Raw genomic sequence first — 13433 nt, forward strand, 5'->3', positions numbered from 1 at the left:
TCTCCTTCGGGCGGGCGCGGCGGACGGCCCGTGATATCTGTCAGACCCCGCCTTCTACGCATCGCGCGTGCGGAGTCAACCGGCGGGGTGGCCGATTTCGGCGCGCGGTGCGTTTGAAAGGCCGGCAGGCGAGGAAAGCGCGGAGAGCCTATAAGCCGGATTCTGTCTGCACCCCCGATGAAGGGGGCGGAGATGACCATTCCTCTGGGCCGCCGGTCGCCCGGCGGCTCGAGCTGCCAACCCGGATCCCTCGGGCCGAAGCCGCCCTGCGGGGTCGCCCCCGCGCGGGATCCCTATTTGGCATTGCTCCCGGTGGGGCTTGCCATGCGGGCGCCGTTGCCGACCCCCCGGTGGGCTCTTACCCCACCGTTTCACCCTGACCCGGTCCCGAAGGACCGGGCGGTCTGTTTTCTGTGGCGCTGTCCGTCAGGTTGCCCTGCCCGGGCGTTACCCGGCACCGTCGCTTCGGGGAGTCCGGACTTTCCTCGGACAGGCGGGGCCTGCCCGCGGCCATCCGGCTCTCCGCGCGCCGTCGACATAGGCGCGCGCGGGCGCGCGGTCAACGCAGCACGAACGGCGCCACCAGCCAGTCCGACAGCGCGTCGGTGACGTTTTCGGGCGCCTCGAGGCTCGGCAAGTGCCCGGCCTCCTCGATCACGGTGAAGCCGCCCTGCCCGATCAGCTCGGCCATCTGCCGCTGGCGCTTGACCGGAACCAGCGTGTCGTGCGCCCCGGCCAACACCAGGACCGGCGCCTTGCAGCGCCGCAGGACCGGCTGCTGGTCCTTGCGCCGCTGCAGCGCGCGCACCTGCCGGACATAGGCATCAACGCCGAGGTCGCGCGCCATCTGCCGGAAGAGCGCCAGCCGCGCCGCCCGGTCGGGCCCCGGCGCGAGCGCGCCCGGCGGCACCTCCTCGGCGATGGCGTCGTCGAAGCGGCCGGCCTTGGCGCCGATGATGCGCGGCTCGCGCGCCGCCGCCTCGGCCGGCGTGTCGGCGAGAGGCGCCGTCGAGATCAGCGCCAGCCGCAGCACCCGGTCGGGCGCCCGGCGCAGCATCTCCATCGCCACCATGCCGCCGAAGCCGTGCCCGGCCAGCGCGAACTTCGCCGGCAGATGCGGCAGCGCCTGGCTCGCGATCTCCTCGATCCGCTCGCCCTGCGCCGACGGCAGGACCGTCACCGGCCCGCGCCGCGACAGCACCTCGATCTGCGGCGCGAAAAGGCGCGCATCGCAGCCGAGGCCGGGAACGAGCACGAGCGGGTCGGGCATGGACAATCCAGTTCAGGGCCGGCGCCTCGGGCCGGAACATGGGAAATGCGGCGCCACGTCCTTCTGTAGCAGAGCCGTCGGCAGGGAAAAGCCCGGCGGCGCGGCGGGCTGCGCGGATCAGCGGGCGGGCACCCCGCGCCACGGCGGCGCCCGGTGCCGCCGCGACGGCACGGCGGCGCCCAACGCCGCTCCAACGGCACGGCGGCGCCCAACGCCGACGCGACGCCGCGGCCCCTTGCGCCGGCGCCGATCGCGTGCTCACCCCTGCGGGCATGGAGAACGTCGCCACCCTCATCCTCGGCGCCGGCGCCGCCGGCATGATGTGCGCCGCGCAGACCGGGCCGGACACGCTCGTGATCGACCACGCGAAGGCGCCGGGCGAGAAGATCCGCATTTCCGGCGGCGGCCGCTGCAACTTCACGAACCTCGACATCCGGCCCGAGCGGTTCCTCGGGGAGAACCCGCATTTCCACAAGTCGGCGCTCGCCCGCTACACTCAATGGGACTTCATCGAGGCGGTCTCGCGCCACGGCATCGCCTGGCACGAGAAGACGCTGGGCCAGCTCTTCTGCGACGACAGCGCGAAACAGATCATCGCCATGCTGCGGGCCGAGATGGGCGGCGCCGAACTGGCGCTGCGCACCCGGCTCGTGGATCTGACCCATGACGGCGATTTCGTCGCAACGCTCGAACATCCCGGCGGGCGCCGCGTGGTGCGCGCGCACCGGCTCGTGGTGGCGACCGGTGGCAAGTCGATCCCGAAGATGGGCGCGACCGGCCTCGCCTACGACATCGCGCGCCGCTTCGGCCACCGGGTGACCGACACCCGTCCCGCGCTGGTGCCGCTGACCTTTCCCGACGGCCGCTTCGGCGCCATCGCCGGGGTGTCGGCCCCCGCGACCGTGCGCGCGGGCGACACCGCCTTCGACGAGGGCATGCTCTTCACCCATCGCGGGATCTCGGGGCCGGCCGTCCTGCAGGCGTCGAGCTACTGGCGCGAGGGCGCGGCGCTCGAGATCGACCTCTTGCCCGGCACCGACCTTGCTGCGCACCTGGCCGAGGGCCGCCGCAGCGCCGGCAAACGCGCGCTGGTCACCGAACTGGCTCGCCTCCTGCCGCAGCGGCTGGTCGAGCTTCTCGCATCCGAGATCGACCTGACCGGCCGGCTGGGCGATCTGTCGGACACCCGCATCGCCGCGCTCGCCGCGACGCTCGGCGGTTGGGAACTCCGCCCCACCGGGTCCGAGGGCTACCGCACCGCCGAGGTCACGCTCGGAGGCGTCGCGACCGACGGGCTGTCGTCCAAGACGATGGAATCGAAACACGTGCCGGGCCTCTACTTCATCGGCGAAGCGGTGGACGTGACCGGCTGGCTCGGCGGATACAACTTCCAGTGGGCCTGGTCCTCGGGCTGGGCGGCGGGCCAGGCGATCACGGCCGCGCGACAAGGCTGATCGACGGCCTTGCGGGCCGTCATGAAACGGTTACATTTCGCTGCCGTACGCAGTATCGAAGCCTTCCATGACCCAAGACCGCTCCCGCATCCGCCGCATGATCGAGGCCGGCGTCCCGCGCAAGGCGTTGCGCGACCTCGGCAATCTCGTGCGCTACGGGCGCGGCCGGCCGCTGTCGGACGAGTGCATCTGGATCGATCCGCGACTCGCCTCCGAGCGCTACAGCCGCCCCGAGACCGGCCCGGCCTACCGCCGCCGCCACAGCGGCGTGGTGGCCGATGGCGATTGGGATCTCAGCCGCGCCCCCATCGAGAGCGGGGTCAAGATCCGTGCCTGCCGGTCGCATTTCGTCGACGGGCTGAGCTGGGAAGACACTGGCATCGTCGAGGTGATGATGCGCCGGATCGAGCGGCACGGCATCTTCGACGGCTGCCGGTCGCGCGACGACGTGCTCGCCCGGTATCAGGACATCGACCGCATGTTCGACGAGGTCTCGCGGAACAGGCGCATCGACCCGGTCAGCAAGCGGGCCGAACGTTTCCGTCGCGAACATGGCGGCGTGCTGGTGCATATCGACCGCAACGGCCTGCCGATGCTGGCCGGAAACGGCAATCACCGCATGGCGATCGCGCGCATCCTCGGGCTCGAACGCATTCCCGCGCAGCTCGGGGCGCTGCACCGCACAGCCTTCGATAACGGTATCCTGCAGGAACTGCGGCGGCCGAACTGACCGCGCGACGGCCCCGGCGCCGGACGCCCTAGGCCCGCCCCCCCTCGGACGACAGCGACAGCGCCTCGACCCCCATGGAGGCGAGCGCGGCCCGCCACTTGTCGGGGTTCGGCGTGCCGAAGACGAGGTCGGTCGTCGCGTCGCAGGCCAGCCACCCGTTCGCGGCGAACTCGGATTCGAGCTGCCCCGGGCCCCATCCCGCGTAGCCGAGGCACATCAGCCGCCGCGACGGCCCCTGCCCGCGGCCGATCTCCTCGAGGATGTCGAGCGTCGCGGTCATGTGAAACCGGTCATCCACCTCGAGCGTCGTCACGACCGACGTGTAATCCGGCGAATGCAGCACGAATCCCCGCCCCGTCTCGACCGGGCCGCCGAAATGCACCGGCTCGCTGCCGACATCGGGCTCCGCCTCGATGTCGAGCTGTTCGAGCAGCATGCCGAGGTCGATCTCGGGGGTCGGCTTGTTGACGATCAGCCCCATCGCGCCGTCGCTCGAATGCGCACACATGAAGACCACGGCGTTCGCGAACCGCTGGTCGCCCATGCCCGGCATGGCGATCAGCAGCTTGCCCGTCAGGTCTGTGGCGCTGTCGGGCGCGGGCATGGTGTCTTCCGTCGGGCTCTGAGCCATGAGGCCGAGTGTGACGGCTCGCCCGGGACGGTGCAAGGGCGCCCGCGCCGCGACAGGGTGCCACCGCACGGCGCCCGTGCGGTGCGTCGGCGCCGCCACGCCGGCGTGCTCGTCGCCCGAACGTGACTTCCCATTTCAGCGCGGGCGCGCCAATCGTCGCCCCATGATCAGACGCGCCCTCCTCGCCCTCGCCCTGTGCCTCTCCGCCGTGCCGGTTCCGGCCGAACAGCCGTCCGAGGTCGTGTCCGCAACGCTGCGCCCGGGCTGGCGGCAGGCCGACGGCACCCATGTCGCCGCGCTGCACCTGCGTCTCGCCCCCGGGTGGAAGACATACTGGCGCGCGCCGGGCGACGCCGGCATCCCGCCCGAGTTCGACTGGTCGGGCTCGGACAACCTCGCCTCGGTCGACGTGAACTGGCCGACGCCGCACGTCTTTCACCAGTCCGGGATGCGCTCCGTCGGCTACGCCTCCGAGGTCGTGCTGCCGCTGACCATCGCCGCGCGCGGCCGCGGCGACATCGCCCTCTCGGGCACGGTGAATATCGGCGTGTGCGAGGATATCTGCCTGCCGGCCACGCTCGCCGTGTCGGGCGCGCTCCCGGCCGAGGGTGGCGCGATCGATCCGGTGATCGCCGCCGCACTGGCCGAGCGTCCGCTGTCCGCCGCCGAGGCCGGGGTCGGCGCCGTGCGCTGCCGCGTCGCACCCGGCGCGGACGGCGCGCTCGGGCTCGTCGCCGAGATCGAGATGCCGTCCCTCGGCCGGCAGGAGGCGGTGGTGATCGAGACCGCCAATCCCGCCATCTGGGTGGCCGAGCCCGACGCCACCCGGCGCGGTTCGCGCCTGCAGGCCGAAACCCGGCTCGTGCACGTGGACGGCCGACCGGTATCGCTCGACCGCTCGCGCCTGCGCTTCACCATCCTCGGCGACGATCGCGCGGTCGAGATCACGGGCTGCCGCGGCTGATCCGCGTCACGCGGCGCGTTGGCCGCCGCCACCGCACTTTGTATGGTCACGGTCATGGAATCGGCTCTGGACTGGCACGCCGCGCGCGCGGCGCTCGAATGGCAGCTCGACATGGGCGTGACCGAGGCGATCTCGGATGCGCCGGTCGACCGCTTCGCCGTGTCCGAAGCGCCCGCCGCCCGCCCCGTGGCGGCGCCCGCACCGGCCGCGGCGGCAGCCCCGGCGACGGAACCCCGCGCCGCCGAAGATCCGGTCGCGGCGGCGCGCGACGCAGCCAAAGCCGCGTCCGACCTTGCCGCCCTGCGCGCCGCGATCGACGCCTACCCGCATTGCGAGCTGCGCCGCGGCGCGCGCAATCTCGTCTTCTGCGACGGCGCCCCGTCCGCGCGTGTGATGATCATCGGCGAAGCGCCCGGCCGCGAGGAAGACCTCGAGGGCCGGCCCTTCGTCGGACGCGCCGGGCGGCTGCTCGACCGGATGCTCGGCGCGATCGGCCTGTCGCGACAGGCCGAGGGTGCGGACGCCGTCTACATCACCAACGTGCTGCCGTGGCGGCCGCCGCAGAACCGCGATCCGCAGGCCGACGAGATTGCGATGATGCTGCCCTTCCTCGAACGCCACGTCGCGCTCGCCGATCCCGACCTGATCGTTCTCATGGGCAACGTGGCCGCGGGCGCGGTGCTCGGCCGGCGCGGCATCACGCGCCTGCGCGGCACCTGGACCGAGGCGATGGGCCGGCCCGTCCTGCCCATGCTGCACCCGGCCTACCTGCTGCGGCACACACCGTCCAAGCGCGAGGCATGGGCCGACCTTCTCAGCCTCTCCGCCCGCCTGTCCGATACGCCCTCGAAAAAGACCTCGGAGACCGCGCCATGAGCCTTTCGCCGCGCCGTTCCCGCCCGATCCCGGCCGATCCCGGGCCCGCGCTCGGGGCGATGAGCCTCGTCGTCGCCGCCGTCGCGCTGTCCCGCGACGCCGCGAGCCAGCTTCTGCCCAGCGACATCCTGACCGGTGCGCTTCTCGTCGCGGCGGTGCTGGCGCTCCGCGCGCTGCCGATGCCGAATGTCGCGGCCCGGGTGGCGCTCGCCATCGCGATGGGCCACGGGCTCTGGCTCATCCTGGCCGGCGCGGCCTTCGCGCTGGCCGGGCTGCCCGGCCCGGGCCCGTCGCTGCTGTCGCTGTTCGAATGGATCGAGACGGCCGTTCCGGCCGATTACTGGGCCGCGCTCGGCTGGGCGCTGCTGTCGGTCCTGTCGCTGCCGATCGCCGCGCGGCGCGAGCCCCGCACATGAGCCGGATCGACGAGAGCCGCGATTTCCTGCCGGTCCGCATCGCCGTCCTGACCGTCAGCGACACGCGCTCCACCTCGGACGATCGGTCCGGCGACACGCTGGTCGACCGCCTCACCGAAGCGGGGCACAGTCTTGCCGCGCGCGAGATCGTCCGTGACGAGCGCGATGCCATCGCGGCGATCCTGCGCCGCTGGTGCGCGGATGACGCGATCGACGTGGTCATCTCGACCGGCGGTACCGGCCTCACCGGCCGTGACGTGACGGTCGAGGCGCACCGCGACGTCTACGAAAAGGAGATCCACGCCTTCGGCACGATCTTCACCATCGTGTCGATGAACAAGATCGGGACCTCCGCCGTCCAGTCGCGCGCCACCGCCGGCGTCGCCGGCGGCACCTACCTTTTCGCGCTCCCCGGCTCGCCCTCGGCCTGCCGCGACGCGTGGGACGAGATCCTCGCCGCGCAGCTCGACTACCGCCACCGTCCCTGCAATTTCGTGGAAATCTTCCCGCGATTGTCGGAACATCAGCGGCGGAAATAGCGCATCGCCGCGTAAAAGGGACGTGAGCGCGACTGGCCCCGTCCGGCGCGCATCTCAGATTGTGCGGCGACACCGACCGGCGAGGTCAGAACCACGATGCGATACCTGCGGCGAAGCCTCACCGGGCTTGTCCTGACGGCGTTGACGCTGGGCCTTCTGGTCTATGCGGGCGCGCTGGTGCGCGACGCGGTCGAGGCGCGGCTGACCGACGAGCCCGCGATCCCCGAGCGGCGCGAGCGGGTGTTCTCGGTCAACGTCGTCGCCGCCGAGGCCGAAACGATCACCCCCGTGCTGACGGCCTACGGCGAGGTGCGCAGCGCGCGCGAGCTCGAGATCCGCGCCGGCGCGTCCGGCCGGCTCGTCGAACTCGCCCCCGAAATGCAGGAGGGCGGACGGGTCGAGGCCGGACAGCTCCTCGCGCGCATCAATCCCGCCGACGCCGAGGCCGCGCTCGACCGCGCCGAGGCCGACCTGCAGGACGCCATGTCCGAGGAACGTGACGCCACCCGCGCGCTCGACCTCGCCGAAGCGAACCTCGAGGCGGCGGAGGCGCAGATCGCGCTATACGAGCGCGCGCTCGCACGGCAGACCGACCTGTCCGACCGTGGCGTCGGGTCGGCCGCCGCCGTCGAGGAGGCCGAGCTTCAGCTGGCCACCGGGCGCTCCGCCGTGATCCAGCGCCGGCAGGCGCTGGCCGAGGCCGAGGCGCGCCTGAACGCGACCGAGACCGCGATCCGTCGCGCGCGCCTCGCCGTCGCGGAGGCCGAGCGCGCGATCGAGGACACCGAGATCCGCGCGGGCTTCGCCGGCACGCTGGCCGAGGTCAGCGTCGTCGAGGGCCGGCTCGTGTCCGAAAGCGAACAGGTCGCCCGGCTGATCGATCCCGACGCCCTCGAGGTGGCATTCCGTGTCTCGACCGACGGCTATGCCCGCCTGATCGGCGACGACGGCGCGCTCGGACCGCTGCCGGTCACCGCCCGGCTCGACGTCTACGGCACCGACCTCACTGCGGACGGCCGGATCGACCGCTCCGCCGCCGCCGTGGCCGAGGGCGAGACCGGGCGCATGATCTACGCCGCGCTCGACCGCGCGCCGGGCTTCCGGCCGGGCGATTTCGTCACCGTCGAGGTCGCCGAGACCCCGATCGCCGACCTTGCCCGGCTGCCGGCCACCGCGCTCGACGCCGCCGGCACGGTCCTGGCGATCGGCCCCGACGACCGGCTGGAGCTGGTGCCGGTCACCCTCCGCCGCCGGCAGGGCGACGACGTGCTGGTCGATGCCGGCCCGGTCGCCGACAGGCTCGTGGTGGCGCAGCGCACGCCGCTTCTCGGACCAGGGATCAAGGCGCGCCCGCTCGGCATCGCCGACCCGGAGACGACCGCCGCGGCGGAGGACGCGCCCGGCGCCGACACGCTCGTCGAACTGAGCGAGGAACGGCGCCAGCGCCTCGTGGCGTTTGTCGAATCGAACGGGCGGATGCCCGAGGACGCCAAGGCGCGCATCCTCGCCCAGCTTTCCGCGCCCGAGGTGCCCGCCGAGGTCGTCGCGCGGATCGAAGCCCGGATCGGGGGCTGAGCCACGTGGCCCGGTCCACCCCCGGCCCGCTCGGCGGCCTCTTCGGCTACTTCGTCCGCCACCGGACGATCGCCAACCTGCTTCTGGTGCTGATGCTTGCCGCCGGTGCGCTCGCCGTGCCCAACATGCGCGCGCAGTTCTTCCCCGATGTCGTGATCGACGAGATCGACGTCGACGTGAGATGGGAGGGCGCGGGCGCCGAAGACATCGACGCCGGCATCGTGCAGGTGCTCGATCCCGCGCTCGCCGCGGTCGAGGGCGTGACCCGCACGGAGGCCGAGAGCCGCGAGGGCAGCGCCGAGATCGAGGTCGAATTCGAACCGGGCTGGGACATGGCGCGGGCCGCCAACGACCTGCAACAGGCCGTGGACAGCGTCACCGAACTGCCCGACGACGCCGAGGATCCCGAAGTCAGCCGCAACAACTGGTTCGACCGCGTCACCGACGTCGTCGTGACCGGCCCGCTCGCGCCCGAGCAGATCGCCGGGATCGCCGACACCTTCGTGCAGCGCCTCTTCGAGGAGGGGATCACCGCCACCACGATCCGCGGGCTGTCGGCGCCGCGCACGGTGATCGAGGTGCCCTCGGCCAACCTCATCGCCTACGACGTCACGCTCGAGGAGATCGCGGCAGCCATCGGCGCCGAGGTCGACGCCGCCCCGGCCGGCGAGGTCACCGGCGCCAACGCCCGCGTGCGCGCCGGGACCGAGAAACGCGCCGCCGACCAGATCGCCGGGATCGTCCTGCGCTCGAACCGCGACGGCACCAACCTGACCGTCGGCGACGTGGCCCGGATCCGGGTCGAGGGCGTGGACCGGGTGCGCAGCTACTTCGTGGGCGAGAATCCCGCGATCTCGATCCGCATCGACCGCTCGGCCCGCGGCGACGCCATCGCGATCCAGCGACAGGCCGAGGAGATCGCCGCGGAGCTGAACGCCGAATTGCCCGCCGGCGCCGAGATCCAGCTGATCCGCACCCGCGCGCAGGAGATCTCCGACCGGCTCGACATCCTCGTGGACAACGGGCTCGCCGGGCTCGCGCTGGTGGTGCTTCTGCTGTTTCTGTTCCTGAACGCGCGGGTCGCGTTCTGGGTGGCGGCCGGCATCCCGACGGCGATGTTCGCCGCGGTGGCGCTGATGTACGCCGCCGGGATCACGTTCAACATGATCTCGCTCTTCGCGCTGATCATCACGCTCGGCATCGTGGTCGACGACGCCATCGTCGTCGGCGAACACGCCGACCACCTGGTGCGCAAGGGACTGTCCCCCGAAGACGCGGCGACCCGCGCGGCACAGCGCATGGCGATGCCGGTCTTCTGCGCGACGCTGACCACCGTCATCGCGTTCTTCGGCCTGACCGCCATCGGCGGCCGGTTCGGGGAAATGATTGCCGACATCCCCTTCACGGTGATCGTCGTGCTGATCGCCAGCCTCTTCGAGTGCTTCCTGATCCTGCCGAACCACATGGCCCACGCGCTCAAGCACTCGGACAAGCGGCACTGGTACGACTGGCCGTCGCGGCAGGTCGACCGCGGCTTCCGCTGGGTCCGGGCGCAGCTCTTCCGCCCGCTGATGGCGGGCGTCATCGCCGGTCGCTACGTGGTGCTCGCCGGCGTCGTCGTGCTGCTGGCCGCGCAGGCGGCGCTGTTGATCCGCGGCGACGTGCCGTGGCGCTTCTTCAACGCGCCGGAACAGCCCTCGATCTCGGGCAATTTCGCGATGGCCCCGGGCGCGAGCCGCGAGGACAGCATCGCGATGATGCGCGAGATGCAGCGCGCCACCGCCGCCGTCGGCGCGCGCTATGCCGAAGAGCACGGCGCGGACCCCGTCGCCTTCGTGATGACCGAGATCGGCGGCACCACCGGCCGCGGCCTGTCGGGCACCGAGAGCAAGGATCCCGACCTTCTGGGCGCCATCACGATCGAGCTGATCCCGCGCGACGACCGCCCCTATTCGAGCTTCGCCTTCCTTGCCGACCTGCAGGACGAGGTCGAGGAACACCCCCTCGCCGAGACCGTCAGCTTCCGCGGCTGGCGCTCCGGGCCGCAGGGCGACGCGCTCGACGTGCAGTTCTCGGGCGCCGACGCGGCGACGCTCAAGGCCGCGTCCGAGGACCTCAAGTCAGCGCTCGCGCGCTTTCCCGAGGTCTCGGCGGTCGAGGACAACCTGCCCTACGACCAGGAAGAGCTGATCCTCGACCTGACGCCGCAGGGCGCCGCGCTCGGCTTCGATATCGACAGCCTCGGCCGTACCCTGCGCGCGCGGCTGGGCGGGATCGAGGCGGCGACCTATCCGCTCGGCCCGCGCTCGGCCGAGATCCGCGTCGCGCTGCCCGAGGACGAGCTGACCGCCGATTTCCTCGAACGCACGCAGCTGCGCATGCCCTCGGGCGGCTACGTGGCGCTCGCCGATATCGTCGAGGTCGAGCGGCGCACCGGCTTTTCCACCGTGCGGCGCGAGAACGGCGTGCGGATGATCTCGGTCATCGGCGACATCTCCGAGGACGATCCCGCCCGCGCCGCCGACATCAACCGCGCGCTCGAGGACGAGATCCTGCCGAGGATCGCGGCCGAGCGGCAGGTGGACTACACGCTGGCGGGCCTGTCAGAGGACGAAGCCGAGTTCCTCAGCGACGCGGCGACGGGCCTGATCCTCGTCCTTCTCGGGATCTACCTCGTGCTGGCCTGGGTCTTCGCCAGCTGGGCGCGGCCGCTCGTGGTGATGGCGATCATCCCCTTCGGCCTCGTGGGCACGATCTGGGGTCACAATGTCTGGGACGTGCCGTTATCCATGTTCACCGTCGTCGGCCTGCTCGGCATGACCGGGATCATCATCAACGACTCGATCGTGCTCGTGACCACGATCGACGACTACGCCGAGGATCGCGGGATGATCCCGGCCATCATCGACGGCGCCGCCGACCGCCTGCGCCCGGTCCTGCTCACCACGCTGACGACCGTGCTCGGCCTCGCGCCGCTGCTCTACGAAGGCTCGAGCCAGGCGGAGTTCCTCAAGCCCACGGTCATCACGCTCTGCTACGGGCTGGGCTTCGGCATGGTGCTGGTCCTGCTCGTGGTGCCGGCGCTCCTGGCGATGGGCGAGGATTTCGCGCGCGCCCGCGCGGCCTTCCGGCGCGGGCTGCGGCACCGGGCCCGTCCGGCGCGGCTCGGCCATGTTGCGGGATTCGCGCTCGTGCTGGGCTGGCTCGCGGTGACGCTGGGCTGGGCGGCGGTGACCGGCGGTCTGCCCGGCCCGCTGGCGGGGCTGGTGCCCGGCATGGGCCCGCTCGGCGCCGGATTCGCGCTCTTCGCGGCGGGAACGCTGGCGCTCGCGGCGGTGTTCTACCTCGCGGCGGCCCTCTGGATCGGCCTTGTCCGCCGGGCCGGCGCGGGCGCCTGAGCCCCGGCCTTGCCGCTCCGGCGCCCGGTCGCTACAACCTTGCCGACCCGATGCCGGAGACCGCGCCGACCATGCGTTTCGACCACCGCCACCTGCTCGGCATCGAGGCCCTGCGCCCCGACGAGATCGCGACGCTCCTGGACCTCGCCGACCGCTACGTCACCCTCGGCCGCCAGCAGGAAAAACACGCGAGCCTCCTGGCCGGGCGCACGCAGATCAACATGTTCTTCGAGGCGTCGACGCGCACGCAGGCGAGCTTCGAGCTCGCCGGCAAGCGCATGGGCGCCGACGTGATGTCGATGCCGATGCAGGCCTCGTCGATCAAGAAGGGCGAGACGCTGATCGACACCGCGCTCACGCTCAACGCGATGCATCCCGATCTCCTGGTCGTGCGCCACCCGCATTCCGGCGCGGTCGCGCTGCTGTCGCAGAAGGTCAACTGCGCCGTCATCAATGCCGGGGACGGCCGGCACGAGCACCCGACGCAGGCCCTGCTCGACGCGCTGACCATCCGCCGCCGCAAGGGACGGCTGCACCGCCTGACCGTGGCGATCTGCGGCGACATCGCCCACAGCCGCGTCGCGCGCTCCAACATCCTGCTTCTGCACAAGATGGAGAACCGCGTGCGCCTCGTCGGTCCGCCCACGCTGATGCCCGCGGGGATCGAGGATTTCGGTGTCGAGGTCACCCACGACATGGCCCGCGGGCTCGAGGGCGCGGACGTGGTGATGATGCTGCGCCTCCAGCGCGAGCGCATGGACGGCGGCTTCATCCCGTCCGAACGCGAATACTACCACCGCTACGGGCTCGACGCCGAAAAGCTCGCCGCCGCCAAGGAGGACGCCATCGTGATGCATCCCGGCCCGATGAACCGCGGCGTGGAAATCGACGGCACGCTTGCCGACGACATCAACCGCTCGGTGATCCAGGAACAGGTCGAGATGGGCGTTGCCGTGCGGATGGCGGCGATGGACGTGCTCGCCCGCAACCTGCGCGCCCGCCCCTCCGAGGTGATGGCATGAGCACCGAGATCGAGATCCGTGCCGGCGAGACCGGGATCACCCGCGTCTTCCACCTCGACCTGCCGGCCGAGGCGATCGCCCGCTTCACCGACCAGGCCGGGACCGGCGAATGGCCGGTCAAGTACGCACTCGGCGCCGACGCACTGCGCGCCGACTTCGTCGAGCTTGTATCGATCCGCGATCTGGGCCCGATGCCGCTCTCGGCCTACCTCGCCGAGGCGCACGACCTCTCCGCTCCCGAACGCGACCGCGCCGCACGCGAGCTCGACGGGCTGCGGGGGCATGTCCTGATCCTGCCCTCGCAGGCCTTCGACCGCACCGCGCAGACGCTGCGGGTCGGCTCGCCGCTGCGCTTCGTCGGCGCCTTCGGCGAACACGACCGCTCGCCGGCCGCCGCGCCCCTGCGCAGCGCCGCCGCCGAGGGCAGCGCCGCGGCCGAGACCGGCGCGGCCCAGCCGGACCAGCGTTCGCCGCTCCTGCGGGCGCTCGCGATCGTGGTCCTCGCGCTCTTGCTCGGCGTTGTCGCCGTCCTCCTGGTCCCGGCATGACCCCGACAGA

General features: G+C 72.0%; 12 protein-coding genes and 1 other RNA gene. 10 read left to right on the forward strand and 3 right to left on the reverse strand.

Translation table 11 applies throughout. The features are described from left to right. Positions 1 to 135 precede the first annotated feature (135 nt). Positions 136 to 526, reverse strand: an RNA gene (gene rnpB, locus ROJ8625_RS11360) — RNase P RNA component class A. Between the two features lie 33 nt (positions 527 to 559). Beyond that, a complete protein-coding gene (locus tag ROJ8625_RS11365) occupies positions 560 to 1270 on the reverse strand; it encodes an alpha/beta fold hydrolase (RefSeq protein ID WP_085792013.1) in 711 nt (236 codons plus the stop codon). Positions 1271 to 1542: 272 nt separating this feature from the next. On the opposite strand from ROJ8625_RS11365, the gene ROJ8625_RS11370 reads away from it, so the two are divergent. Further along, on the forward strand, positions 1543 to 2724 hold the full coding sequence (locus tag ROJ8625_RS11370; RefSeq protein ID WP_085792014.1) for a BaiN/RdsA family NAD(P)/FAD-dependent oxidoreductase: 1182 nt from the start codon (positions 1543 to 1545) through the stop codon (positions 2722 to 2724). A 67-nt stretch (positions 2725 to 2791) separates the two neighbouring features. Further along, positions 2792 to 3454: a hypothetical protein gene (locus ROJ8625_RS11375; RefSeq protein ID WP_143535104.1), complete on the forward strand. Its 663-nt coding sequence runs from the start codon at positions 2792 to 2794 to the stop codon at positions 3452 to 3454. Positions 3455 to 3482: 28 nt separating this feature from the next. Here ROJ8625_RS11375 and ROJ8625_RS11380 read toward each other — a convergent pair whose 3' ends face one another. Then, complete coding sequence (locus tag ROJ8625_RS11380; protein WP_085792016.1) at positions 3483 to 4058, reverse strand: YqgE/AlgH family protein; 576 nt, start codon at positions 4056 to 4058, stop codon at positions 3483 to 3485. Between the two features lie 190 nt (positions 4059 to 4248). Between ROJ8625_RS11380 and ROJ8625_RS11385 the strand changes: the two genes are divergently transcribed. From ROJ8625_RS11385 to ROJ8625_RS11420, 8 genes are all read left to right on the forward strand, one after another. Then, on the forward strand, positions 4249 to 5049 hold the full coding sequence (locus tag ROJ8625_RS11385) for a protein-disulfide reductase DsbD domain-containing protein (RefSeq protein ID WP_085792017.1): 801 nt from the start codon (positions 4249 to 4251) through the stop codon (positions 5047 to 5049). 54 nt (positions 5050 to 5103) lie between these two features. Then, a complete protein-coding gene (locus ROJ8625_RS11390) occupies positions 5104 to 5925 on the forward strand; it encodes a uracil-DNA glycosylase (protein ID WP_085792427.1) in 822 nt (273 codons plus the stop codon). Then, positions 5922 to 6341, forward strand: a complete 420-nt coding sequence (locus tag ROJ8625_RS11395; RefSeq protein ID WP_085792018.1) for a hypothetical protein — start codon at positions 5922 to 5924, stop codon at positions 6339 to 6341. Before ROJ8625_RS11390 ends, ROJ8625_RS11395 begins: the two co-directional genes overlap by 4 nt. Further along, complete coding sequence (gene moaB, locus ROJ8625_RS11400; protein WP_085792019.1) at positions 6338 to 6880, forward strand: molybdenum cofactor biosynthesis protein B; 543 nt, start codon at positions 6338 to 6340, stop codon at positions 6878 to 6880. The genes ROJ8625_RS11395 and moaB overlap by 4 nt, the downstream gene beginning before the upstream one ends. A gap of 96 nt (positions 6881 to 6976) precedes the next feature. After that, entirely contained in the window at positions 6977 to 8455 is a 1479-nt protein-coding gene (locus tag ROJ8625_RS11405) for an efflux RND transporter periplasmic adaptor subunit (protein WP_085792020.1), read from the forward strand. 5 nt (positions 8456 to 8460) lie between these two features. Further along, entirely contained in the window at positions 8461 to 11853 is a 3393-nt protein-coding gene (locus tag ROJ8625_RS11410; RefSeq protein WP_085792021.1) for an efflux RND transporter permease subunit, read from the forward strand. Between the two features lie 71 nt (positions 11854 to 11924). Next, entirely contained in the window at positions 11925 to 12875 is a 951-nt protein-coding gene (locus ROJ8625_RS11415) for an aspartate carbamoyltransferase catalytic subunit (RefSeq protein WP_085792428.1), read from the forward strand. Further along, entirely contained in the window at positions 12872 to 13423 is a 552-nt protein-coding gene (locus ROJ8625_RS11420; protein WP_085792022.1) for a hypothetical protein, read from the forward strand. Before ROJ8625_RS11415 ends, ROJ8625_RS11420 begins: the two co-directional genes overlap by 4 nt. Positions 13424 to 13433 lie beyond the last annotated feature (10 nt).

This window comes from Roseivivax jejudonensis, assembly GCF_900172265.1.
Classification (GTDB): domain Bacteria; phylum Pseudomonadota; class Alphaproteobacteria; order Rhodobacterales; family Rhodobacteraceae; genus Roseivivax; species Roseivivax jejudonensis.

Bases quoted from the DNA above. Each gene is read 5' to 3' on its own strand.
- ROJ8625_RS11365 (WP_085792013.1), bottom strand. From the start codon at position 1,270: ATGCCCGACCCGCTCGTGCTCGTTCCCGGCCTCGGCTGCGATGCGCGC.
- ROJ8625_RS11370 (WP_085792014.1), top strand. From the start codon at position 1,543: ATGGAGAACGTCGCCACCCTCATCCTCGGCGCCGGCGCCGCCGGCATG.
- ROJ8625_RS11375 (WP_143535104.1), top strand. From the start codon at position 2,792: ATGACCCAAGACCGCTCCCGCATCCGCCGCATGATCGAGGCCGGCGTC.
- ROJ8625_RS11380 (WP_085792016.1), bottom strand. From the start codon at position 4,058: ATGCCCGCGCCCGACAGCGCCACAGACCTGACGGGCAAGCTGCTGATC.
- ROJ8625_RS11385 (WP_085792017.1), top strand. From the start codon at position 4,249: ATGATCAGACGCGCCCTCCTCGCCCTCGCCCTGTGCCTCTCCGCCGTG.
- ROJ8625_RS11390 (WP_085792427.1), top strand. From the start codon at position 5,104: ATGGAATCGGCTCTGGACTGGCACGCCGCGCGCGCGGCGCTCGAATGG.
- ROJ8625_RS11395 (WP_085792018.1), top strand. From the start codon at position 5,922: ATGAGCCTTTCGCCGCGCCGTTCCCGCCCGATCCCGGCCGATCCCGGG.
- moaB (WP_085792019.1), top strand. From the start codon at position 6,338: ATGAGCCGGATCGACGAGAGCCGCGATTTCCTGCCGGTCCGCATCGCC.
- ROJ8625_RS11405 (WP_085792020.1), top strand. From the start codon at position 6,977: ATGCGATACCTGCGGCGAAGCCTCACCGGGCTTGTCCTGACGGCGTTG.
- ROJ8625_RS11415 (WP_085792428.1), top strand. From the start codon at position 11,925: ATGCGTTTCGACCACCGCCACCTGCTCGGCATCGAGGCCCTGCGCCCC.
- ROJ8625_RS11420 (WP_085792022.1), top strand. From the start codon at position 12,872: ATGAGCACCGAGATCGAGATCCGTGCCGGCGAGACCGGGATCACCCGC.